Source organism: Streptomyces canus 299MFChir4.1 (genome assembly GCF_000383615.1).
Lineage (GTDB): Bacteria > Actinomycetota > Actinomycetes > Streptomycetales > Streptomycetaceae > Streptomyces > Streptomyces canus_C.
Genome location: NZ_KB911582.1, coordinates 727,923 through 751,468, shown reverse-complemented (window position 1 = coordinate 751,468; position 23,546 = coordinate 727,923). Strand labels below are relative to the sequence as shown.

Annotated in this window: 19 protein-coding genes; 2 read left to right on the top strand and 17 right to left on the bottom strand. The window is 71.8% G+C overall.

The features are described 5' to 3' along the window. Window positions 1-7 precede the first annotated feature (7 nt). The 7 genes from H293_RS48975 to H293_RS0103325 form a co-directional block, all read right to left on the bottom strand. Window positions 8-1,765: an FHA domain-containing protein gene (locus H293_RS48975; protein WP_020116464.1), complete on the bottom strand. Its 1,758-nt coding sequence runs from the start codon at window positions 1,763-1,765 to the stop codon at window positions 8-10. 49 nt (window positions 1,766-1,814) lie between these two features. Further along, the gene (locus H293_RS0103350; RefSeq protein WP_020116463.1) at window positions 1,815-3,161 is read right to left on the bottom strand and encodes a vWA domain-containing protein; all 1,347 of its coding nucleotides are present in this window, start codon (window positions 3,159-3,161) and stop codon (window positions 1,815-1,817) included. Window positions 3,162-3,259: 98 nt separating this feature from the next. Beyond that, window positions 3,260-4,579: a PP2C family protein-serine/threonine phosphatase gene (locus H293_RS0103345; RefSeq protein ID WP_020116462.1), complete on the bottom strand. Its 1,320-nt coding sequence runs from the start codon at window positions 4,577-4,579 to the stop codon at window positions 3,260-3,262. Continuing rightward, window positions 4,580-7,099: a serine/threonine-protein kinase gene (locus H293_RS0103340; protein WP_020116461.1), complete on the bottom strand. Its 2,520-nt coding sequence runs from the start codon at window positions 7,097-7,099 to the stop codon at window positions 4,580-4,582. It lies immediately after the preceding gene. Then, window positions 7,096-8,427: a hypothetical protein gene (locus H293_RS0103335; RefSeq protein WP_028807508.1), complete on the bottom strand. Its 1,332-nt coding sequence runs from the start codon at window positions 8,425-8,427 to the stop codon at window positions 7,096-7,098. Before H293_RS0103335 ends, H293_RS0103340 begins: the two co-directional genes overlap by 4 nt. Window positions 8,428-8,483: 56 nt before the next feature. Next, window positions 8,484-9,548 carry a glutamate ABC transporter substrate-binding protein gene (locus tag H293_RS0103330; protein ID WP_051138053.1) on the bottom strand — a complete coding sequence of 355 codons (1,065 nt, stop codon included), beginning with the start codon at window positions 9,546-9,548 and terminating at the stop codon, window positions 8,484-8,486. Window positions 9,549-9,562: 14 nt separating this feature from the next. Next, a complete protein-coding gene (locus H293_RS0103325; protein WP_020116458.1) occupies window positions 9,563-10,978 on the bottom strand; it encodes a hypothetical protein in 1,416 nt (471 codons plus the stop codon). Between the two features lie 272 nt (window positions 10,979-11,250). On the opposite strand from H293_RS0103325, the gene H293_RS0103320 reads away from it, so the two are divergent. Beyond that, window positions 11,251-11,820 (top strand): AAA family ATPase, encoded by a 570-nt coding sequence (locus H293_RS0103320; protein ID WP_199790129.1) that lies wholly within the window; start codon window positions 11,251-11,253, stop codon window positions 11,818-11,820. On the opposite strand, the gene H293_RS0103315 is transcribed toward H293_RS0103320, so the two are convergent. The 7 genes from H293_RS0103315 to H293_RS0103285 all read right to left on the bottom strand — a co-directional run bounded on the left by H293_RS0103315 (window position 11,808) and on the right by H293_RS0103285 (window position 19,849). Continuing rightward, the gene (locus tag H293_RS0103315; protein WP_020116456.1) at window positions 11,808-12,779 is read right to left on the bottom strand and encodes an N-acetylglucosamine kinase; all 972 of its coding nucleotides are present in this window, start codon (window positions 12,777-12,779) and stop codon (window positions 11,808-11,810) included. The genes H293_RS0103320 and H293_RS0103315 overlap by 13 nt on opposite strands. Continuing rightward, on the bottom strand, window positions 12,770-14,035 hold the full coding sequence (locus tag H293_RS0103310; RefSeq protein WP_020116455.1) for a 6-phospho-beta-glucosidase: 1,266 nt from the start codon (window positions 14,033-14,035) through the stop codon (window positions 12,770-12,772). Before H293_RS0103310 ends, H293_RS0103315 begins: the two co-directional genes overlap by 10 nt. Window positions 14,036-14,123: 88 nt before the next feature. Further along, window positions 14,124-15,017, bottom strand: a complete 894-nt coding sequence (locus H293_RS0103305; protein WP_020116454.1) for a carbohydrate ABC transporter permease — start codon at window positions 15,015-15,017, stop codon at window positions 14,124-14,126. 2 nt (window positions 15,018-15,019) lie between these two features. Beyond that, window positions 15,020-15,961 carry a carbohydrate ABC transporter permease gene (locus tag H293_RS0103300; protein WP_020116453.1) on the bottom strand — a complete coding sequence of 314 codons (942 nt, stop codon included), beginning with the start codon at window positions 15,959-15,961 and terminating at the stop codon, window positions 15,020-15,022. 2 nt (window positions 15,962-15,963) lie between these two features. Then, window positions 15,964-17,319, bottom strand: a complete 1,356-nt coding sequence (locus tag H293_RS0103295) for an ABC transporter substrate-binding protein (protein WP_020116452.1) — start codon at window positions 17,317-17,319, stop codon at window positions 15,964-15,966. 54 nt (window positions 17,320-17,373) lie between these two features. Continuing rightward, window positions 17,374-18,567: an ROK family transcriptional regulator gene (locus H293_RS0103290; RefSeq protein WP_020116451.1), complete on the bottom strand. Its 1,194-nt coding sequence runs from the start codon at window positions 18,565-18,567 to the stop codon at window positions 17,374-17,376. A 178-nt stretch (window positions 18,568-18,745) separates the two neighbouring features. After that, the gene (locus H293_RS0103285; protein ID WP_028807505.1) at window positions 18,746-19,849 is read right to left on the bottom strand and encodes a mechanosensitive ion channel family protein; all 1,104 of its coding nucleotides are present in this window, start codon (window positions 19,847-19,849) and stop codon (window positions 18,746-18,748) included. 282 nt (window positions 19,850-20,131) lie between these two features. Here H293_RS0103285 and H293_RS0103280 point away from each other — a divergent pair, with 282 nt between their 5' ends. Next, window positions 20,132-20,668, top strand: coding sequence for an HNH endonuclease (locus tag H293_RS0103280; RefSeq protein WP_020116449.1), 537 nt, complete (start codon window positions 20,132-20,134; stop codon window positions 20,666-20,668). 90 nt (window positions 20,669-20,758) lie between these two features. Here the strand turns inward: H293_RS0103280 and H293_RS0103275 are convergent, their stop codons facing one another. The 3 genes from H293_RS0103275 to H293_RS0103265 are packed head-to-tail and all read right to left on the bottom strand — an operon-like array spanning window position 20,759 to window position 23,366. After that, the gene (locus H293_RS0103275) at window positions 20,759-22,141 is read right to left on the bottom strand and encodes a hypothetical protein (RefSeq protein ID WP_020116448.1); all 1,383 of its coding nucleotides are present in this window, start codon (window positions 22,139-22,141) and stop codon (window positions 20,759-20,761) included. Further along, window positions 22,138-22,836 carry an ABC transporter ATP-binding protein gene (locus H293_RS0103270; protein WP_020116447.1) on the bottom strand — a complete coding sequence of 233 codons (699 nt, stop codon included), beginning with the start codon at window positions 22,834-22,836 and terminating at the stop codon, window positions 22,138-22,140. Before H293_RS0103270 ends, H293_RS0103275 begins: the two co-directional genes overlap by 4 nt. After that, on the bottom strand, window positions 22,833-23,366 hold the full coding sequence (locus H293_RS0103265) for a PadR family transcriptional regulator (RefSeq protein ID WP_020116446.1): 534 nt from the start codon (window positions 23,364-23,366) through the stop codon (window positions 22,833-22,835). The genes H293_RS0103270 and H293_RS0103265 overlap by 4 nt, the downstream gene beginning before the upstream one ends. Between the last annotated feature and the right edge of the window lie 180 nt (window positions 23,367-23,546).

The following is a 23,546-nucleotide window of genomic DNA, read 5'->3' as shown; positions in this document are numbered from 1 at the left end:
GTGACGGCTAACCGCGGCGGATCGTGATCGTCGTCCAGGCGCCGACATGCACCCGGTCGCCGTCCTGGAGCGGCACCGGCACGAACGGCGTGATGGGCTCCTCGGCGCCGTTGACCGTGGTGCCGTTCGTCGAGTTCTGGTCGACGACCGCCCAGGAGCCGTCCGGCTGCTGGACCAGCACCGCGTGCTGGTGCGAGACGCCCGGGTCCTCCGGCGGCACCGACAGGTCGACGTCGGGGGTGTCACCGGTGGAGTGCCGGCGGCGGCCGATGGTGAGCTGGTTGCCGGTGAGGGTGCGCTGCTGCTCGGGGGAGTACGCGGGCAGGTTCAGGCCCGCGGCCTCGGGACCGGAGCGCTGCATCATCGCCATGAAGTAGTCGCGGTCCGGACCGATGGTCGCCGTCCAGGTCGCCGGCTGCTGCGGGAAGGACGGGCCGGGGGGTGCGGGCGGGGCCTGGGTGGCGCCGGGCTGCGGGTAGCCGTAGCCGCCGGGACCGGGGTTGTTGCCGGGACCACCGGGACCTCCGGGGGCGGTGGAGGACGGCGGGGAGATGACCCAGTCGTCGGCGCCGCCGCCACCGAAGGGCGCACCGCCCTGCTGGGGCCGGTTGGTCTCCTGCGGGAAGGCGGGCGGGGCCGAGGCGCCCTGCGCCTGGAAGCCCTGCGGGGCACCGCTCGTGCCGCCGGGGCCGGCGGGCGGGGTCGGGCCCGGGGGCGGCGGGACCGGGCGGGAGGGGTCCGCACCGAAGTGCGGCGGACCGCCGGGACCACCCGGGCCGGGGCGGGACGGGTCACCGGGGAAGCCCTGCGGGGCACCGGGGCCGCCCGGGCCGGGCTGGGTGGGCGGGCCGCCGAAGCCCTGGGGGCCGCCGGGACCGGAAGGCGCCTGGGGCGAGCCGGGCTGCGGGTAGCCGTAACCGCCGGGGCCACCAGGACCGGACTGATTGGGGAAACCGGAAGGACCGGGGCCACCGGGGCCACCGGGTCCGCCGGGGCCGTTCGGGTAACCGGAGGGGTTGGGTGCACCGGGACGTCCGGGGTCACCCGGGAAGCCCTGCTGACCACCGGGGCCGGACTGACCGGGACCGCCGGGGTAACCGGGACCGCCGGGGTAACCGGACGGGCCGGGACCGCCGGGCGCGCCAGGGCCGCCCGGGAAACCGGAAGGACCGGAGGAACCAGGGCCGCCGGGACCACCCGGGCCGGGGCGGGACGGGTCACCGGGGAAGCCCTGCAGACCACCAGGACCGCCAGGACCACCACCGGGACCGCCCGGACCCGAGCGGCCCGACGGCTCCGAGCCGAAGGGGATCGGTTCTGCGGGGCGGTTCACCTGGGACGGGCGCGAGCCCTGGTACTCGTACGAGTCACCGCCGCCGCCGAAGGACGGACCGGGTCCCGCCTGCTGCTGGAAGTGCGAGGGCGGGCCGCCGGAGCCGGCCGGCGGGCGCGGGGCGGCCGGGGTGTACGAGGTCGCCGTGTTCGTCAGGAAGTTCCACCGGCACTCCTCGCAGAAGGGCGCACCGCCCTCACGGGGCGTACGGCACTGCGGGCAGAGCTCCGGTTCGGGGTCCGGTACGGAGGACAGAGGGGGACGTCCCCCGGGCTGGCCCCCGGGACCGCCGGGCGGCGGGAAGCCGTAGCCGCCTCCACCCGGACCGGGCGGCGGCGGAGGGGGTGGAGGTACGGCACCGGCCATGCGGTGACCGCAGACCTCGCACCAGTCGTCGGAACCCGACTGGTGTCCGTTCGGGCAGGTCGGCATGTCGGCGCTTCCCCCTCTCGGATCAGGGAACTTCTACGTCGGAAACTGTCTACTTCTTTACACGAACAGTCTTTGTCGACCGGGTCTCGAGAGTCATCTCGTCGGCCTCCTCGACCTTCGCCTTCAGTCGCACAGTACCTGTCGTGGCATCGACCACGTCGACCACCTTCGAAAGGAGTTTCGCAGTATCGGCGTTCCCGGAGTCGCTCGCGAGCTGAACGGCCCGGCCCAGTTTGGCCGTTGCTCCATCGATATCGCCCGCTTTGCGGAGATCGAGCCCTTGTTGGATGGCCTGTGCCAGTTCGGCCTGGCCGGTGTAGTGGGCGACCTGGGGGTTGATCGACGTCGAGGCGACCATGTCGTCGGTCCACACGGCCCTGACGAGACCCTGTGCGCCCAGGTTCTGCGGGGTGCCGTCGGGCTGCGGGACGACCAGCGAGACCCGGGCGGCGAGCATCTCCTGGCCGATGTTCGCGGCCGGGACCTCGACGCAGACGTGGTAGTCACGGGACTCGTCTCCCCAGGAGCCGGTGGGGTAGTCCCCGGCCCGCGGACCGGCCTCGGTGCGGCGGTCGGTGAGCTCCTCGACGGTGGGCGCGACCTGCTTGACGAACTTGATGGTGGTGCCCACCGGAGTCCACACGCGCAGGGCGACGTCCGCGACCTCCTTGCCCATGGCCGTCTCCATCATCTGCGTGAAGTCGGCGGCGAGGGCGGCCGGGTCGGCGACGATGTCGGCGGTCCCGAGCAGGGCGGAGGCGATCCCTGTGACTTCTTTCACTTCCCAGTCGGTGCCCACGCCCCGGGCGTCGCAGGTGAAACGCCCCGCGCAGGAGTCGAGGGAGGCCTTGAGGTCCTCCGGCGCCTCGTGCTCGTTGCGCCCGTCGGTGAGCAGGATGCCGTGGCGGATGGCGACGTCCGCCGAGGACAGCAGGCGGTCGGCGAGGCGCAGCCAGGTCCCGATGGCCGTACCGCCGCCCGCGCTGAGCCTGCGCAGGGCCTGTTTGGCCTGGTCGCGGGTGGTGGCGTCGGCGACCGCGAGGCGACCGTCCCCCGGATACACCTCCTTGGCCACGTGGGTGCCGCCGATCACCGCGAAGTGCACACCGTCGCGCAGGGTGTCGATCGCGGCGGCCGTGGCGTCGCGGGCGTTGCGCATCTTGGTCGGCGGGTAGTCCATGGAGCCCGAGCAGTCGACCATGATCGCGACCGCGGCCGAGGGGCCCTGTCCCGCCGACCAGAGGTGCGGGGCACCGACCGAGCTTCCGATCGTGCCGCCGCCGGTCGAGGTCACCGTGACGATCGCGTTGACCTCGCGGCCGCCCTCGGGCAGGTACTCGTTCTGGTAGACGTCCATCGCGAACTGCGGCACGTTCGACTTCGAGAAATTGGCCATGCCTACTCAAATCCCCCTCGCGAACCCCACATCCATGGGGCGATGACTGATCGCGGACCGGTCCCCTCCGGTCCGCCGAGGCCTCCCCGTGTACGGCCTCAGGCCGATCCTGCCCCCTGCACGGGGGTCGGGAACGGCACGACGGCCACTGTTACGTTGTCGTGGCCCCCGCCGTCCAGAGCGTGACCGACCAGTACCCGGGCGGTGTGCAGCGGGCGCGCGGCGGCGTCGGCCGGCACGGCCTGGGCCATCTCGTCGGCCGCCTCCGCGTAGTTCCACAGACCGTCGGTGCACACCACCACCACACCAGGCCGGTCCGGCTTGAAGGAAGCGGTGTGCGGGTCGAGTTCGTAGGCGTCCGCGCCGAGCCAGCCGGTGATCGCGTGGGCGCGCTCGTCGGCGTACGCCTCGGCCTCGTTCATCAGGCCCGCGGCGACCATCTGCGCGGCCCAGGAGTCGTCCTCGGTGAGCCGGGCCGGGGGTGAACTGCGGTCCGTGGGCACCCAGTAGACGCGGCTGTCGCCGACCCAGCCGACGACCAGCAGGCTCGGGGTGACGACCGAGCCGACGATCGTGCACGCGGGGGCGTTCTGGTGCGGCTGGTGCTCGCGGGCCGTGGCGGGTTCCCCGGCGAGCGAGTTGACCGCGCGGGAGGCGGCGACGATCGCCTCGTGCAGGGCCTGCTGGGGGTGGGTGCCCTGCGGCAGCGCGGCCAGCAGCGCGTCGGCCGCGGCCCGTGAGGCGGCCAGGGAGGCGTCGTCGGGTCGGGTCGCGGAGGACACGCCGTCGCAGACGACCGCGAAGGTCGCCGGTGAGCCGTCGGGCAGCACGCTGGTGCCGAGGGTGAAGGCGTCCTCGTTGCGGTGGTGGCGCAGGCCGCGGTCGCTGACGGCGGCGATCGGACCGAGTTCCTGCTCCATGTGGTCGCGCTCACGCGGCTGGGCGTGCCCGCAGTTCTCGCAGTAGCCGTCGTCGTCGACGCGGCCCGCGCGGCAGGCCACGCACACCTTGGTTCCTTCGGCAGGGGTGGCCGGTCCGGCCACGCGCGGGTCCGGTGCCTGCAGGGGGTACTCGTCGGGCTCCGGCGGCCGGTCGAAGCGCACGCCGGAGGCGGGGGAGACCGGCGACCCGAGCACCGGCCCCGACGGGGGCGGCACCGGCGGCAGTTCGTGCTCGCCCGACGCGGAGGCCCGCAGGTCGGTCGGCAGGTGGAGCTCCGCCGGGGGGTGCGGGGCCTGCGGCCAGGGGCCGCCCGGGGGTGCGCCGTTCAGGGCGACGGTCGGGCTGTCGTCCGGCCGTGCCGGGACGGCGGACAGGTCGTATCCGCACGCACCGCAGAAACGGTCGCCCGACTCGACGGGTTCCTCGCAGCTCGGGCACCTCGAAAGGGCGGTCTGCTGGGGCATCTGCGACATCAACTACACCCACGTCCGGGGGCGGTAACGGTTGGCTCGTTCCACCAGGTAGATCCTCTCCTCGCCGCCCTGCGCGAGCCGGGCCAGCGCGCGGTACGAACGCTCCAGGCCGAAGCGCAGTCCTCGCTCGTCCAGTCCGCTGCCGAGCAGTGCCCGTGCCCCGGTGGCGGGGGCGACGGAGTCCTGGCCACCGGAGAGTATCCAGTCCAGGGCCGCGCCCAGCACCTCGGCCGACAACTGCTCGCGACGCGCCGGATCCAGTCCGTACGCGTCCAGCGCCTCGACCTGCCCGGCGGCGGCGGTCAGGTCGTCCAGGAAGGGTACGTCGCCCGCGGTCGCGGCGCGGCCACGCAGCCGCGCGCGGACGGCCGCCACCCGGGCACCGGTGTAGTGGATGGAGGACTCCGGCACCGACTCCAGCGTCCGCACCGCGCTACGGCGGTCCCCGGTCGCCAGTTGCACGCGCGCGAGGCCGAACGCGGCGCTCACATAGCTGGGGTCGGTCGACCAGACCAGGCGGTAGTACTCGGCGGCGTTGTCGAGCTGGCCGAGCACCTCCGCGCACAGGCCGAGGGCGAGCTTGGGGGCGGGTTCGCCGGGGAAGGCGTCGTAGATCGCGTCGAAGGCGAGCGCGGCGGCCTCGTGGTCGCCGGTCACCAGGGCGGCCACGCCCCGGTACCAGACCACCCGCCAGTCGTCGGGCCGTTCGTCCTCAAGGCGGCGCAGCGCCTCGTCCGCGGTGTGCGCGTCGCCGTTCTCCAGCCAGGCGCGGACCTGCCTGAGCCGTGACTCCGCCGACGGGGCCGGCGCGGCCGCGAGGGCACCGAGCAGCTCGGCGGGCGCGGTGGTCATGAGCCCGGCGAGGAAGCCGGCGTTGGGGTCGGAGGGGTCGACGTGGGGGACGGGAAGCGCGAGGGAGGCGACGGGAGCGTTGACCGGCTTGACGAGAGTCTGAGGGGTACCGAGGGCTCCGCCGCCCGGGCGCTCGGCACCCGCGCTGCCCGCATTGGCGGTCTTACGGGCAGGCAGCACCCGTCCCCCGAGGCGCGACACCTCCCCGTCCAGCTTCGGGAACAACTCCGTGTCCGTGACCCGCACTTCGGGGCCGAAGAGGGTCGACAGGGCGGGTCTGGCGCGGCCCGTCTGCAGCGAGACGACCTCGCGCAGGACACCCGTCAGCTGTTCCGACATCTCCTGCGCGGAGGCGAAACGGCGGGCCGGGTCGGGGTCGGTCGCGCGGACCAGCAGCCGGTAGAAGGACTCGTACCGGCGGAAGACCTCGATGTTGTCGGGGTCGGGGAGCGAGTCGACGAAGACGTTGGTGTAGCCCTGGAAGTCGAAGGTCAGCACGGCCAGGGTGCGGCCGACCGTGTACAGGTCGGAGGCGACCGAGGGGCCCACGTCCGCGACCTCCGGCGCCTGGTAGCCCACCGTGCCGTAGATGGCCGACTCCTCGTCGTCCATCCTGCGCACCGCGCCCATGTCGATCAGCTTGAGCTGGTCCTCGGTCTGGATCGCGTTGTCGACCTTGAAGTCGCAGTACAGGAGGTTGCGGCTGTGCAGGTGACCGAGCGCCTCCAGGGCCTCGATGCCGTAGGCGCACGCCTGCTCCACCGGCAGCGGGTCCCGCTTGCCGTCGGCCGAACGGCGGCCGTTGGCGATCTCCTTCAGCGACTTGCCGCCGACGTACTCCATGACGATGTAGCCGTCGAGCGAGCCGGTGCGCTGGTCGAGGTGCTCCACGAAGTTGTAGATCCGCACGATGTTGGCGTGCTCGATCTCCGCGAGGAAGCGCCGCTCGGAGATCGCGGCGGCCATCGCGTCCTGGTCGCCGGTGTCCAGCAGGCCCTTGAGGACCACCCAGCGGTCGGACACCGCGCGGTCCACGGCGAGATAGACCCAGCCCAGACCGCCGTGCGCGAGGCAGCCCGCGACCTCGTACTGGCCGTGCACGATGTCGCCGGACTTCAGCTTCGGGACGAACGAGTACGGGTGGCCGCACTTGGTGCAGAAGCCCTCCGTGCGTCCCTTGTGGTCCCCGCGTGAGCGTCCCACCGGGGCACCGCAGTCGGAGCGCGAGCAGAACCGCTTGCGCTCGGGCACCTCGGGATTCTCCAGGACCATCACGCGCGGGTCGGGCCGCGGCACCCCGGGCACCTCGACGAGCCCCGCGCCGAGCCGGCCGCGCCCGGTCGAACCGGCGGTCGAGCCGGAGCCGCGCACCGACACCGAACGGCCCGTGGACTTCCCGGAGACCGAGCGCGAGAGCCGTCCCGACACCGAGCGCCGTGACTTCGACGAGTGCGAGGACGTCCGCGCGGAACCGCGGCCGGTGGCGGGCGCGCTGCCGCTGTCCTGCGAGTCCCTGCCGCCGGCGGTGCCGCTGGGCACCGAGCCGGCCCGGCCGCTGCCCCCGACGACCGGCGCCAGGCCGCAGGTGTCGCAGTACAGCTCGCCGCCGCCCATGTCCTCGTACGTCCCGTCGCAGCCGGGCCGCTGGCAGGGCTGCTGTTCCTGACTCATGACGACGACTCCCCCCTACGGTCCTCGGGCCCGCTCTGCGGCACCCGTGGGGCGCCCAGCACTTCGGCGACCGCGTGCTGGTAGCGCAGCACGGTCTGTTCGGCGACCCGCAGGTCGCAGGGCGCGCTCCACAGCATCCGCCGGGCCGCGTCGTACCGCTCGATCAGGAACGGGTCCTCGGCCAGGCCGTGCCGGGCGACCTTCGCCTTGTACGCGTCGAGCCTGCCCCGCAGCTCCGCGCGGACCGCGAGCGGGGCGGTGACCGCGGTCAACGACTCACGGGCGCGCAGCAGTTCGTCCTCCGCCTTCTGCTCCAGGGACTCCAGGAGCGGGGACAGGCGGTGCCACTGGGCGTGTCTGCGGTACTCGGCGGCTGTCGCCAGCTGCTCCTGGAGCGCGGTCGGCGGTCCGCTGACGACCGGGACCTCGGTGGCCGCGATCTTCGCGAGGACCTCGCCGCGCGCGATGCGGGCCTCGGCGAGCGTGCGGTCCGCGCGGGAGAGCACGTCCCGCAGCTTGACCAGCCGGGCCTCGGCGTCCTGCCGGACCGTGAGCACCGCGTCGATCTCCCGGCGCACGTCCTCCAGGGCGCGCGCCTCACGGTCGTACGCCGTGGTGTCCGGCTTGCCGCCGCCGGGGGCCGAACTGCCCGGCGTGGGCTGCCAGAAGGCGAGCGGGTCGGAGATCACCTGCTCGCGCAGCGAGGTGAGGGTGCGGGTGATGCGCTCCAGGTCGTCCCCGGACGGGTGCTCCCCGGGGCGTACGCCGACGGAGTGCGCGAGCCGGCGGGTGCGCTGGAGTTCGGCGGACAACAGGTCTATCCGGGCGGGCAGTGCGGACCAGACCGCGTCGGCGGCGACGACCATGTCCAGGCTCGTCGCGTACAGCTCGTTCATCCGCTCCACGAGCGTCACCAGCGAGAACCGCTCGCTGAGTTTGCCCGAATTGCCGTGCAGGGTGGGCGCGTTGGCCGTGGCGGTCGCCGAGCCCGCGACCGTGACCGACTCGCCGCGCAGCAGCTCGGTCAGCTCCACCAGGTCCTCGCGGCTGGACCAGCGGCGGCGGGAGCGGATCTCACGGGCGGAGTGCAGCGCGTCCGCGTACGCGTCGAAGTACGCCCACAGCAGGGTGATCGACGCGTCGGCGGACTCCCAGCGCTCCTTGGTGACCCCGGTGAGCTCGGCGCCTTCCAGGAGCCTGCGGCCCGCGTGGTCCTGAAGGGCGAGGAGCGAGGTCTCGATCGCCTCGTGCTCCGCGCCGAGCCGCGCCAGCGCACGGTCCACCTCGTCCCGGTCCATCACCGGCCCAGGGGGTCCCGTGACGCCCATCGATCACCTCTCGCTGCTGAAGGGTTGCTGGGTGGTTGTCTGATTGTGACGGTGCGTCAGCTCTTGCGCAGGTACTTCGGTGGCGGCGGCTCCGACTTCGCCGAGCTCTCGTTCAGTGTGGCCGACAGCCACCTGTCGTACGACGCCTGCCAGCCGTCGGTGGTGTCCTTGCGGTAGTCCACCAGGATCTGGTTGACCCGGCGTACCAGATCGTCGGCGTCGCTCTTCATCGCCACGCCGTAGTACTCGGTGGTGAAGGGCGAGCCCTTCAGTTCGACCGTGGGGTCCTGGGCGGCCTGGCTCGCGGCGAGCGCGCCGTCGGTGACCACGGCGTCGACCTCACCGAGCTGGAGCCTGACGAGACAGTCGAGTTGACTGGGGACGGTGGTCCTGAGGTCCGCGGAGGCGACGAGCCTCCCCGCCTTCTTGTCCTCGTCCAGCTGGCTGAAGGCGGTCGAACCCTCAGCCGTGCAGATCTTCTTGTGCGCCAGTGTGCCGTCGTAGCCCTTGATGCCCGAGGACTTGGGGGCGAGGACCTGCTGGCCGGTCTTGAAGTACGGCGCGGAGAACGCCACGTCGGCCAGGCGCTTGCAGTTGATCGTCATCGTGCGCACGACCATGTCGACCCGGCCCTTCTGGATGGCCGGGATGCGCTGGTTGGTGGGGATCGCCTTGAACTGCACGGCGTTCGGGTCACCGAGGATGTCCTGCGCGATCCGGTGCACCAGGTCGATGTCGAAGCCCTCCAGGTCGGCCTGCGGTCCGCCGTTGGGGTTGCGGTAGCCCCAGCGGTAGCTGTTCTGGTCGACGCCGACGATCAGCTTGCGCTTCGCGCCCTCGCGGGCCTTGATCTTGTCTATCGTCGTGCCGTCCGCGCTCGACGGGGACAGTGTCTGCTCCTCCGGGTGCGTCTTGATCGCCGGGTTGTCGCACGGGTTGTCGTCCGCCGCCTGCTCGGCACGGGTCAGGCCCGGGCCGCCGGTGGCCGCGGCGCCGTCGCCGCTCGACCGGGTCAGCGGCAGCAGCAGCACGAAGGCGAACGCCAGGGCGCAGACGGCGGCCATCGCCCCGACACCGCCCCAGCCCTTGAGGCCGGTCCGCACCCGTCCACGCATCCGCATCGTCGCGCCCCCTCTCACCGGTACTCCGACAGCCTGCGCCCGATGCCCAGCACCGCGCCGGCCGCGCCCAGGACGGCCAGCACGGCGGCGCCCGCCGACAGGCCGGTCATCGCGCCAAGACCGTCCCCGGCCGAGCGCCGGAACTCGGCCTCCTCGTGCGTCAGGGCCTTGGCGAGGTTGTCGTCGACGCTGTCGAAGCACTCGCCCGTGGCGCCCTTGGGTCCTATGACCCGCAGCAGTGCCTCTTCGTAGTTGCCGTTGTCGTCCTGCTCGCGGGCCGCGCTGTGGCGCTGCTTCCACACCGCCATGTTGCCCTCGGCCGCGGTCACCGGCTGCTTGCCGCTGCTGTCGTCGGCGAGCTTCGACGCCTGGGCCAGGCCCTTGCCGAGGGTGTCCATGTCCTTGTCGAAGTCGTAGTCGTAGGCGTCGTAGGTGACGTCCACGCCCTGGGCGTTCTTCTTGGTGACCGTCTCGGCGCCGCGGGCCACGAGCGTGAGGTTCTCGTTGCCGCGCGCCTTCAGGGAGGCGATCCGGGCGTCGTGCAGGACGTTGAGCGAGCGCACTCCGTGGTCGTAGGAGTCGTTGAGGCCCGCGCGCGCGACGGTGTGCCCGACGACCAGCCACAGCAGCACCACGGTCGCCGTCGCGGTGGCCGCGACCAGGCCGTGGTTGAGGACCCGGTTGGTGCGCCGGTAGTTGCGGTGCTGGGCCCAGGCGAGCCCGGCGAGCGCCAGGACGCCGAGACCGATCGCGGCCCACGGGTAGGGCGTGGCGTCGGCGTAGTCGGCGCGCAGCCGCTGGTTCTCGCTCGTGTAGAGGTTCTGCGCCTTCGGGAGCATCTGGTCCTGCATCTTCTCGTTGGCGTAGCGCAGATACGCGCCGCCGACCGGGAAGCCCTGACGGTTGTACGTACGGGCCCGCTCCACGAGGCCCTTGTACTCCGGCAGCAGGGTGTTGAGCTCGGCCACGGTCCTCGCGGCGGGGGAGTCCGGGTCGGAGTTCGAGGCCGCCCTGACCAGACCGGCCGCGGCCAGGTCGATGTCCTTCTCGTACAGCTCGCGGGAATGGGCCGTCTCCTGGCCGCCGGCGAGGAAGGCGCTGGAGGCCGCGGTGTTGGCGTCGGCCAGGTAGCGGTAGATGTCGGCGGCGGCGCTGCTGAGCGGCTGGCTCTTGTGCAGCACGTCGTCCGCGGCGGCGGCCCGGTCGTTGGTCTGCCAGGCGGTCACCGTGCCGAAGAGGACGACGAGCAGGGCGAGCGCCGCACCGATGATGCGCAGCCGGCCCGGCTCGGTGGTGGCGGCCGCGCGCAGCTGGTCGAAACCCTCCGCGAAGGCCGTACGACGAGCGGGTGCCCGGTCCGGCGCGGTGGCCGGCGGGGGTGCCTGCGGGGCCGGGGCCGCAGGGCCCGGCTGCGGCGGCACGGCCGGCATCGTGGGCACCCCGGAACCCGGTGGCGCCGCACTGCTCTTCGGCGGGTGTGTCACTGTTTGACCTCCCCCATGGTCATCCCTCGCCGCAAGTATCGCTGCCGGGACCGACATCCGCACCGGGCTTCACTCGATCTTGATCGGATCGCAGCGGAGCGCCCGTCGGCGGCTCCGCGTTCTGCACCACCCCTTGCCCATGAATACGCCCCCGGAATCGGTTCGGTTCCCCCCCTGGGGCGCGTAGGGTCGCCGTCGTGCGCGGGGTGCGAGTGGTGATGATCGGCGGAACGTCGAATACCGGTAAGTCCACGGTGGCGGGAGCGGTCGCCGAACGCCTCGGCTGCACGCAGCGCTCGACGGACCTGCTGGCGAGACACCCGGGGCGGCCCTGGCGCACGCCGGAGCGGGAGGTGCCGCCGCGTGTGGCCGACCACTACGCGACGCTCGGCGTCGACGAGTTGATCGAGTCGGTCCTGGCCCACTACGAGCGGCTCTGGCCCCGCATCGAGGAGTTGGTCGAGGCGCACGCCGGCGGACCCGGCCTGGTCCTGGAGGGCTCCGCGCTGTGGCCGGAGCGGGTCGCCACGCTGGACGCCCCGCACACGGCCGCCGTATGGCTCACCGCCGGCGAGGACGTCGTACGCGCCCGGATCCGTGCGGGCGGGCGCTACGACGAGGCGTCCGAGGAGGAGCGCGCGCTGATGGACAAGTTCCTGGCCCGGAGCGTGCGGTACCAGGAGCTCATGGTGGAGGCCGTCGACCGGCTGGGACTGCCCCGCGTCGACGTCGGAAACGGCATGACCGTCTCCGAGGTGGCCGACGCGGTGCTCGCTCAGGCCTCGTAGTAGGCCCGCACCCTCTCCTGCACCTGCGGGGACGCCCCCGCCCGGTCCAGGCCGAGGAGCGCGGCGCCCAGGACCGGACGCGCCGTCACCACCTGGGGCACGGCCTTCGGGGCGCGGGCCGCCAGGAGTTCGCGCACCCCGTCGTCGAGTCGGGGGTGCCGGGCGGCCAGGACGCTGCCGCCGAGCAGGACCGGGGTCTCCTCGTCGAGGAGGTCGAGGCGGGTCAGGGCCACCGTCGCCATGGACACCACCTCGTCGGCGAGGCGGTCGACGAGCGAGCGGGCCACGGGGTCCCCGGCGGCGGCCGCGGCGAAGAGCACCGGGGTCAGTTCGTGGCGGCGGGCCGGGGCGATCTCCTCCAGGTGCAGGGCCTCGATGAGGGCGTACATGGACGCCAGCCCGAAGTGCCGCGGGAGCACCCGCGCGAGGTCGGTGTCGACGCCCCGCCCGTCCTCCGCGCGGGCGGCGTGCCACAGGGCCTCCTCGGCGAGGCCCCAGCCGCCGCCCCAGTCGCCGGAGATCCGGCCGAGCGCGGGGAAGCGTGCGGTACGGCCGTCGGGGCGCATGCCGACGCAGTTGATGCCCGCGCCGCACACCACGGCGACCCCGCGCGGTTCGGTGATCCCGGCCCGCAGGATCGCGAAGGTGTCGTTGCGGACCTCCACGTCCGCTCCCCACGCGCGCGTGTGCAGCGCGGCGGCCAACTGCCGCTCCTCGACCGGGAAGTCGGCGTTGGCGAGGCACGCCGAGACGTGCTCCACGGAGCTCACCCCGGCGGCGGCGAAGGCCCGCCCGACCGCGTCGGCGACGGTGTCCACCGCCGCCTCGACGCCCACCACCGGCGGCCGGAACCCGCCGCCGCGGGCCGTGGCGAGGACGTCTCCGTCGGCCGCCACGACCGCGACATCGGTCTTGCTGTTGCCCGCGTCGACGGCGAGGACGCATGCGGTCAGGCCCACGCGAGATGCTCCCGGTTGTGTGCGATCAGTCGGTCGGTGAGGCCCTCGGCGTACGCGTACTGGCCGACGAGGGGATGCGCGAGCAGCGCCTTGAAGACCCGGTCCCGGCCGCCCCGCAGAGCCGCCGCCAGCGCCAGGTCCTCGTACGCCGTCACCTGTGCCATCAGCCCCGCGAACAGCGGGTCCACGGCCGGCACCGCCAGCGGGGTGGGCCCGTTGGGACCCACCGCCGCCTGCACCTCGATCACCGCGTCGCCGGGCAGGAAGGGCAGCGTGCCCCGGTTCAGGGTGTTGACCACCTGGTAGGGGCTGCCGCCCCCGCCGAGCAGTCCGGCGGCGAGGTCCACGGCCGCCTCCGAGTAGTAGGCGCCGCCCCGCTTCGCGAGCAGCTCCGGCTTCTCGTCCAGGGCCGGATCGCCGTACATCTGGAGCAACTCACGTTCCATGGCCGCCACTTCGGCGGCTCGGGACGGCTTGGTGCCGAGCTCCCGTACGACCTCGTCGTGCGCGTAGAAGTAGCGCAGGTAGTACGACGGGACCACGCCGAGGCGGTCGAGGAGCGGGCGCGGCAGGTGCAGGTCGGCGGCGATCGTGTCGCCATGCCCGGTGAGCAGCTTGGGCAGGACGTCCTCGCCCTCGGGCCCGCCGAGCCGTACCCCGGTCTCCCAGGTGAGGTGGTTGAGGCCCACGTGGTCGAGGTGGACGTCGGCGGGCGTGACGCCGAGCAGTCCGGCGAACTTCCGCTGGAAGCCGATCGCCACGTTGCACAGCCCGACCGCCTTGTGCCCGGCCTGCAGCAGGGCGCGGGTGACGATCCCGACCGGGTTGGTGAAGTCGATGATCCAGGCGTGCGGGTTGGTCCGGCGGACCCGTTCGGCGATGTCGAGGACCACCGGGACCGTGCGCAGCGCCTTGGCGAGGCCTCCGGCACCGGTCGTCTCCTGGCCGACGCAGCCGCACTCCAGCGGCCAGGTCTCGTCCTGCTGACGAGCGGCCTGGCCGCCGACGCGGAGTTGCAGGAGCACGGCGTCGGCGCCGTCCACGCCCGCGTCCAGGTCGGACGTGGTGACGATACGACCGTCGTGGCCCTGCTTGGCGAAGATGCGCCGGGCGAGACCGCCGACCAGCTCCAGGCGCTCGGCGGCCGGGTCGACGAGGACGAGTTCCTCGACGGGCAGGGTGTCGCGCAGGCGGGCGAAGCCGTCGATGAGTTCGGGGGTGTAGGTCGAGCCGCCGCCGACCACGGTGAGTTTCACTGAAGGTTGCCTCGCTTCCGGGCGTGGGGAGCGGTGATCATCGGCCGGGGGACCGGGGGTTGCCCCCGGGGAGATGTCGCATACGTGGTTAACCCTTCACTCCGGTCAGCGTGACGCCCTCGACGAACGCCTTCTGCGCGAAGAAGAACACGAGGATCACGGGGGCCATGACCAGCACGGTCGCGGCCATGGTGAGGTTCCAGTCGGTGTGGTGCATGCCCTTGAAGGACTCCAGGCCGTAGCTCAGCGTCCAGGCGTTCTGGTTCTCCGAGGCGTAGATCTGCGGGCCGAAGTAGTCGTTCCAGGCGTAGAAGAACTGGAACAGGGCCACGGCCGCGATCCCGGGCTTCGCCATGGGGACGACGACCTTCAGCAGGGTGCGCAGATCGCCGCAGCCGTCGACCTTGGCCGCGTCCACGTACTCGTTGGGGATCGTCATCAGGAACTGCCTGAGCAGGAAGATCGAGAACGCGTCCCCGAACGCCATCGGGATGATCAGCGGCCACAGGGTGCCGGACAGTCCGAGCTGCTTCGCCCAGAACAGGTACATCGGGATGATGACCACCTGGGGCGGCAGCATCATCATCGAGATGACCAGCATCAGGGAGAGATTGCGGCCCCGGAAGCGGAACTTGGCGAGCGCGTACGCCACCGGGATCGACGACACGACCGTAAGGACTGTTCCCAGTCCCGCGTAGACCAGCGTGTTGCGCCACCAGGTCAGGAAACCCGGGGTGTCGAAGACGCGCTTGTAGTTGCCCCACTCCCAGGTGTGCGGGATCAGATCGCGGCTGAGGGCCTGGGTGTCGCTCATCAGCGAGGTCAGGAACACGAACACGAAGGGGAGGGTGAAGAAGAGCGCGGCGGCGATGCCGAGCGAGTGGATCGCCACCCACTCCAGCAGGGCCTTGCGGCGGGCGGTGCGCTCGGCGGGCGAGGCCGGCGTCTTCAACTCCACCGGCCGGTCCAGTACTTGGGTCATGGTCAGTCACCTGCCTGGATGAGACCGCCCCGGCGCCGCATCAGGAACGCGGTGAACACCATCGACAGGGCGAAGAGGACGAGGGCGACGACACACGCGGAGCCGTAGTCGAAGCGCTGGAAGCCGAGGTTGTAGACGAGCTGGGGAAGGGTCAGCGTCGACTTGTCCGGGTAACCGGGCTCGAACTGCGTGCCCGCGCCCTGGATCACCCCCGAGGCGACCTTCCCCGCGATGAGCGGCTGTGTGTAGTACTGCATCGTCTGGATCACACCGGTGACCACGGCGAACATCACGATCGGCGAGATGTTGGGAAGGGTGACGAACCGGAACCGCTGCCACGCCGAGGCCCCGTCCAGCTCGGCGGCCTCGTACTGCTCCTGCGGCACATCCAGCAGCGCGGCCATGAAGATGACCATCAGGTCGCCGATGCCCCACAGGGCGAGCAGGGTGAGGGCCGGCTTCGACCAGGTGGGGTCGTTGAACCAGCCGGGGGCCGGGATGCCGACCTTCTCCAGGATCGAGTTGACCGGTCCCGTACCGGGGTTGAGCAGGAAGGCGAAGGCCATGGTGGCGGCGACGGGCGGGGCCAGGTAGGGGAGGTAGAACAGTGTCCGGAAGACCCCCGTGCCCGTCTTGATCTTCGTGATGAGCAGACCGACCCCGAGGCCGAAGACGACCCGGAGGGACACCATCACCACGACCAGCCACAGGGTGTTGCGCAGGGCGGGCCAGAAGAAGGGGTAGTGCTCGAAGACGTAGGTCCAGTTCTTCGTCCCGCTCCAGGTCGGCGGCTTGAAGCCGTCGTAGTGCATGAACGAGAAGTAGACGGTCGACAGCAGCGGATAGGCGAAGAAGACCGTGAAGCCGATCAGCCAGGGTGACATGAAGGCGGCCGTGCGAAGCGCCGACCTGCGGCGCTTCGACGCCAGAGTGACGGTACTCATCGCTACTTCGCCTGCGCGATGTCCGTGTCGATCTGCTTGGCCGCGGCGGCGAGGCCCTTCTTGAGGTCGGTGACCTTGCCGCTCTCGTAGTCGTAGCCGAGCTCCTGGACGGTGGTGAGGTAGACACCGCCGTTGATCGAGGAGGGGGCGGTCGTCGAGTTCGGGTTCGCGGCGATGTCGAGGAAGGTCTTGAAGCGCGGGTCGTACTTCAGCTTCGGGGACTTCAGGGCCGCGAGCGTCGAGGGCACGTTGTGGATGGCGTTGGAGAAGCCGACCACCGCGTCCGTGTCCGTGGTGATGTACTTCAGGAACTCCCAGGCCGCGTTCTGCTTGGTGCTGTTGGCGGCGATGCCGGCGATGGTGCCGGTGATGTATCCCTTGCCGTACTGGTCGGCCTGGTCGTCGGGGACGGGCAGCGGGGCGACGCCGATGTCGAAGCCGGGCTTGGCGTCCACGGCCATGCCGAGCCGCCACTCGCCGTCGAGCTGCATGGCGACCTGGCCGGTCTGGAAGGGGTGCTTGGGGCCCCACTCGTCGCCGAGTCCCGCGCGGTACCTCTCCAGCTTCCGGTAGCCGCCGAGGTCGTCGACGAGCTTCTTCTGGAGGGTGAAGGCGGCGGCGACGGCCGGGTCGGTGGCGACCGTGGACTTGCCCGCCTTGTCGAAGTAGGTGGGCGAGAACTGGCCCATGTAGTGCTCGGTGGTGGTCTCCCAGCCGTGGTAGTCCGGCATGAACCCGAGCTGCTTGTACGAGTCGCCCTGGGCGATCGTCAGCTTCTTGGCGTCGGCCTCGAACTCGGTCCAGGTCTTCGGCGGCGCGGTGATGCCGGCCTTCTCGAAGGCGGTCTTGTTGTAGTAGAGCCCGTAGGCGTCGCCCAGGAGCGGCGCGGCACAGCGGTCGCCGTCGAACTGCGTGTACTGGTTCATCGCGGCCGGGAAGGTGGTGTCCGGGTCGATCGACGACTTCTTGAAGAACGGGTTGAGGTCGACCAGCGCCCCCGAGGAGCAGAACTTGCCGACGTTGTTCGTGGTGAACGACGAGATGACGTCCGGGGCCTTGCCGCCGCCCGTGCGCAGCGCCTGGTTGATCTTGTCGTCGGTCATGTTGCCGACGACGTTGACGTGGATGTTGGGGTGCGCCTTCTCGAAGCCGGCGACGAGTGCCTTCACCCCCGCCACCTCGGAGTCCGCGCTCCAGGCGTGCCAGAAGTTGATGGTGGTCTCCTTCGACGCGTCGTCGTCGGCGCCGGAGGAGGACTGGCCGGTACAGGCGGTGGTGACGAGCACGGCGGACACGGTCAGGGCAAACGCCGCTTTTCGGGCGGACGAGGGTATGGCGGAGGAGAGGGCTGTGCGCATGACGGGGTCTCCCAGGGACGGGCGGTGAGATGAGGGTGTGGGGGAGTACGGGGGTCAGCGCGAGGTGTCGAAGACCTCGTCGCGGGTGGCCGCCAGCGCGCTCTCCAGCGCGCCGCGCAGCACGGGGTGTTCATGGACGGCGCCGACGACCAGCCGGGGTCGGGAGGCTGCCAGTTCCTCCAGCTCGGCCTGGACGAGGGCGCGCAGGGTGTCGCCGCCGGCGGTGAGCGAGGCACCGCTGAGGACGACGAGTTCGGGGTCGAGGACGGAGACGAGGGAGGCGAGACCGGTGGCCAGACGGGTGGCGTAGGTCTCCAGGAGCAGCCGGCCCAGGACGGTGTCCTCGGTGGCGGCCCGCTCGACGAGGGCGGCGGCGACGTCGGCGTACGGTCCCGAGGGGATGTCCGTCATGCCGAGCTCACGGGCGAGCTGGGGGATGGCCTGGGAACCGGCGAGCTCCTGATAGCCGCCGCTGTTGGCCTTGGTCACCTGCCGCACCAGAGGCGCTCCGGGAACCGGCAGGAAACCCACCTCTCCCGCGCCGCCGGTCCAGCCGCGGTGCAGCCGTCCGCCGAGGACCAGGGCGGCACCGAGGCCGCCCTCGTTCCACAGCAGCACGAAGTCCTCGTGTCCGCGGGCCGCCCCCAGCCGCTGTTCGGCCACGGCGACGAGGTTGACGTCGTTCTCGTACTCGACCGGCATCGGCAGCGCGGCGGCGAGTTCGTCGAGGAGGGTCGGGGTGTGCCAGCCGGGGAGGTGGGAGGCGTAGCGCAGCCGGCCCGTGCCCGGGTCGAAGGCGCCCGGGGTGCCGATGACGAGCCGGTGGACGTCGCCGCGGGCGAGCCCCGCCGCCTTCACCGCGCCGTCGAGGGCGTCGGTGACCTGCCGTACGACGGGCTGGGCGGGTCGGCGTCCCGGGGTCGGCAGTTCGAAGGAGCCCACCTCGCGGCCGGTGATGTCGGCGACCGAGGCGAGGATCCGCTCGGGGGTGACGTCGAGCCCGGCGGCGTACGCGGCGCTCGGGTCGACCTCGTAGAGCTGGGCGTTGGGGCCCGGCCTGCCCTCGCTGGTGCCGGTGGCGAGGACGAGCCCCGAGGCCTCCAGGCGGGCCAGGAGCTGGGACGCGGTCGGCTTGGAGAGGCCGGTGAGCTTGCCGATCCGCGTACGGGAAAGGGGGCCGTGCTCCAGCAGGAGGTCGAGCGCGGCACGGTCGTTCATGGCGCGGAGTGTGCGTGGTGTGCCTGCCATGGGTGCCCCTCTCCGTGACTGCCGGACGACTGTACTGTCCGGTGACTGTTAGGAAGGTTTCCTATCGGATGCACGGAACATAGGTCTGGACCACCCTTCCGTCAAGAGGGGAACGACAAACCGCCCCCGCAGGAAACGGAGTCGTTACCTGCGGGGGCGGTCTCGCGGGAGGGGCGCCCTACTTCGGCGTCGGGCGCTGGGCCGGGGTCGACACGAGCGGGGAGGCCGCCGCGTGCTGCGGGGAGTCGGAGTTGGAGAAGACCGACGGGGCCGCGACCGTAGCGGCCGGGTCGTCGGGCTCCCCGTCGGCGGGGACGGTCGCGCCGCCGACGATGCGGATGTCCGCCGCGTCGAAGGCGCGCTTGATGCGCCAGCGCAGCTCGCGCTCGACCGTGAGGGACTTGCCGGGCATCGTCTTGGCGGAGACCCGCACGACCATGGAGTCCAGCAGGACGCTGTCCAGGCCGAGGACCTCGATCGGGCTCCACAGGAGCTCGTTCCAGGGCTCTTCCTTGCTCATCTTCTCGGCGACCTCGCCCAGCACCCGCTTGACCTTGTCGAGGTCCTCGGAGGCCCTCACGGTCACGTCGACGCCGGCCGTCGCCCAGCCCTGGGAGAGGTTGCCGATGCGCTTGACCTCGCCGTTGCGGACGTACCAGATCTCACCGCTGTCACCGCGCAGCTTGGTCACCCGGAGGCCGACCTCGATGACCTCGCCGGAGGCCACGCCCGCGTCGATGGTGTCGCCCACGCCGTACTGGTCCTCCAGGATCATGAAGACCCCGGAGAGGAAGTCCGTGACGAGGTTGCGGGCGCCGAAACCGATCGCCACACCCGCGACACCGGCCGACGCCAGCAGCGGGGCCAGGTTGATCTCGAAGGCACCGAGGATCATCAGGGCCGCGGTGCCCAGGATGGCGAAGCTGGCCACCGAACGCAGCACCGAGCCGATCGCCTGGGAGCGCTGGTGACGGCGCTCGTTGTTGACGAGCAGACCGCCGATAGAGGTGCCGTCGACCGCCTGGGCGGTGCGGTTCATCCGGTCGATCAGCTTGGTGATGGCCCGCCGCACGACCATTCTCAGCACCCCGGCGATCACCAGGATCAGCAGGACCCGCAGACCGATCGCCAGCCAGGTCGACCAGTTCTGCTCCACCCAGCTCGCGGCGTTGGTCGCGCTCTCCTGGGCGTCCTGGAGACTCGGCACGGCCGGCGTCGACGTCTCCGAGGGGGACGGTGACGGCGACGGACTCGCGGCCAGTAGGACGGCGGACAAGGACACGGCAGGTACCTCCAGGTGCTGCGTCTGCCTTCCGGTACGGCGGTCAAGGTCACGAAAAGGTCACCGGTAAAGCAGGCTCACCACACTAGCGGTGCATCGTGTGTGGATCGTTGCAATGTTCGGGGGACAGACGGCTCTCACCTGGGGATGAAGAAAGGTGTGGTCGAAAACACTCCCAGCCCGTTACCGGGACATGGTGGCGTTTCTCCCGGCCGAGAGGGGAGACTGACCTCAGTTCGTCCCGGCGCGAGCCACGCGCCGCCGACGCCCAAGGAGGCATCCGTGCCGCATGTCCTGGTACTCAACGCGTCGTACGAGCCCCTCGGCGTCGTACCGCTCCGCCGCGCGCTCGTCCTCGTCCTGGAGAACAAAGCGGTCTCCCTTGAGGAATCCGGCGCCTTCATGCACAGCGCGACCGTCACAGTCCCCGCACCCAGCGTGGTCCGGCTCAAGCGATTCGTCCGGGTTCCCTATCGGGGGCCCGTTCCTCTCACCCGCAGGGCGCTCTTCGCCCGCGACGGGGGCCGGTGCATGTACTGCGGTGGCGTCGCAACCAGCGTCGACCACGTCATCCCGCGCAGCCGCGGGGGCAAGCACGTCTGGGACAACGTGGTGGCGTCCTGCCGCCGGTGCAACCACGTGAAGGCCGACCGACATCTGTTCGAAATCGGCTGGCGGCTGCGCCACAAACCCGCTCCGCCCACCGGTCTGGCCTGGCGCATCATCGGCACCGGCCACAGGGACCCGCGCTGGCTGCCGTACTTGCAACCGTACGGCGCGGAGGACGCCATGGCCCGGATCGACGGCATCTCAGCCTGACGACGATCCGGGCCTTCGTGTTGCCGCACACGGCGGCTCGGATCCGGTCCCGGAGGTCCCCCGTGCCTCCGGGACCGGAAGAGCAGCGCGTCAGCTGTGCCTGAGTTCCGCCGGGCGGACCGAGCGGCGCAGCAGCGGCAGAGAGGTGGCGGCGGCCAGCAGACAGGCCGCGTACACCGCGAGCGGGACCAGGAGAGCGGCGTACGGCAGGACCGTGCCCGACCGGTGCGAGGCCAGCGAGGCGTACCAGAAGCCGATCGCCGTACCGCCCACGCCCGCCACCGCGACCGCGGGAGCCAGCGGCAGCGCGGTCTCCAGGAGCAGCGCCCTGGCCAGTACCCGTTGGGGCACCCCGGCGGCGACCTGGGCGGCCAGGCCCCGGCGTCGGGTGGCGAGTGACTCCACGGTGCCCACGGCGAGCCCCGTCAAGGTCAGAGCGAGGGCGACGAGGATCGCGGCGGCCGTCAGGTCGATGCCGGTCGTGTAGTACCCCAGGTCCGTCGACAGCGTCCCCTCGCGGCGCATGGTGTGCAGGGTCTCCAGCAGTACCTGGCGCACGCCCACGAAGCCCGCCCCCACGACCGTCACCAGCAGCACCGCGGCATGCGTGCGGGCCGCCGCCCACGGGTCCTCCCGCAGCCGCTCGGCCGCGATCAGCAGCGCCGGGCTCTGGGCGCGGGACGCCAGGACCCCGCCCAGCCGCCGGGCCGCCGTACCGGCCAGGGACACCGTCGCGGCCCCGACGAGCAGGACGACGACGAACAGCGCGGGCGGGCCGAGGGCGAGGCGGACCGGGCCGCCGGTGAACGTCGACAGGCCGAGGAGCAGCCCCGCGACCCCGAGCAGCGCGCTCACCGCCCGCAGGGCCCGCCCCGGACCCCACACGGGCCGTACCCGCCGCACCCAGCCCAGCGGTGAGGCCACCACGTGTCGCAGCGACAGCACGCTCACGGCCGCGCCCAGCACCGGTACGGCCACGGCGACCAGGGCGAACCCGGCCCAGGCGAGCGCGGTGGGCCGGGCCCACAGGTGCAGCAGCAGCGGCACGCCGGGGGCCGTGGCGGTCAGCGAGCCCGCCAGGCAGGCCGGTCCCGACTCCAGTGCCGCGATCCGCCGCACCTGCCACGCACCGGCCCCCGCCAGCCGCAGCGCGGCCAGCCGCCGGTCCCGGTGCACCGCGCCGATGCGCGCGCACTGCCCGAGGAACCCGAGCACCGGCACGAGCAGCAGCGCCATGACGACACTCACGTTCCGCCGGTCGCTCGCGGAGTCGAGCAGTCCGTCCCCGAAGGACACGGAGTAGTACCCGTCCAGGGAGTTCAGCGCGACGATCGCCAGCCCGATCCCCGTCGCGAGCGCCGCCCCGCCGGCAGTGAGCCCGATCCGCCACCACTCCCGCCGGTCGGAACCGCGGGTCAGCAGCCAGGCCATCCGCAGATCGGCACCCAGACGTGCCTTCGGACCGGCGCTCATGCCGTCACTCCGACCGGAACGACGGCCCCGTCGGCCATCCGCACCTCGCGGTCCGCGTACGCGGCCACCTGGGCGTCATGGGTGATCAGCAGGACCGCGGTGCCCGACTCGCGGGCCGTGTGGACCAGGGCAGTCATGACCTGCTCGCTCGCCAGGGAGTCCAGCGCGCCGGTCGGCTCGTCCGCGAAGACGATCTTCGGTCCGGTGATCAGGGCGCGGGCCAGCGCGGTCCGCTGGGCCTGGCCGCCGCTCATCTCGCCGGGCCGCAGCCCGGCCTGGCCGCGCACTCCGAAACGCTCCAGCCACTCCCCGGCCCGCGTGTGGGCGTCGGCGCGGGTCAGGCCCGCGAGCAGCAGAGGCAGCGCCACGTTGTCGACCGCCGTCAGCTCGGGGATGAGCTGCCCGAACTGGAAGACCACGCCGAACTCCGTGCGGCGCAGCTCGCTCAGCCGCTTCTCGGGCAGGCGGTCGAGGCGCTCGCCGCCGTAGGACACCGAACCCTCGTCCGGCCCGGCGATCCCGGCAAGGCAGTGCAGCAGCGTCGACTTCCCGCTGCCGCTGGTGCCGGTGACGGCGAGGATCTCGCCGGCGTCCAGCCGGACCGAGGCGCCGCGCAGGGCCTCCGTCGGGCCGTACGCCTTGACGAGCCCCCGCCCTTCGAGAAGTGGCACCGTGATGTCCCCCTTGGTGTTCATGCCGAGTCGACCTCCGCGGTCAAAGTGGTGAGCCGGGCCGCCGTGGTGGTCATCCAGCGGAGATCGGCGTCGAGGTGGTTGAGGGCGTAGTCCGCCGAGAGCACGGTCGCGAGGTCGGCCCCCTTGGCGGTCTTGACCGCCGTGAGCTCCCGCATCCGCGCCATGTGGGCTGCGCGCTGGGCCCGCAGATAGGTGTCCGGGTCGCCGCCGGACAGGATCGAGACGACGACCTTGGCGAAGATCTCGTTGGTCACGAAGGGCGCGGGCGGGGCGATCTGCCCGGCCCACTCGGCCAGTTCACGCGCGCCGGCCTCCGTCGAGCGGTACCTGGTGCGCTCGGGGCCGCCGTCGGAGTCCGTGCCCTCGACCTCGGCGAGACCGTCCCGGACCAGGCGCTGGAGGGTCGTGTAGACCTGCCCGTAGGCCAGTGGACGGGCCTCGGGGAAACGTTCGTCGTGGCGTCGCTTGAGGTCGTAGCCATGGCTCGGCCCTCCGGCGAGCAGCCCCAGCAGGATGTGGCGGATGCTCATGGCGATCAGTATGCATCACGTACATGTACTGAGTGAATAGTGATCAGCCGAGATGGTGTTCCACGGACGGCCGGGGGACGATCGGTGGACGGGAGTGACGGAGCAACGGAACATGACGAAAAGCACGTTCTCCCCTCTGGTACGTCTGTCGTCGCGTCCTGTGGGTAGGGCTGCGGTAAC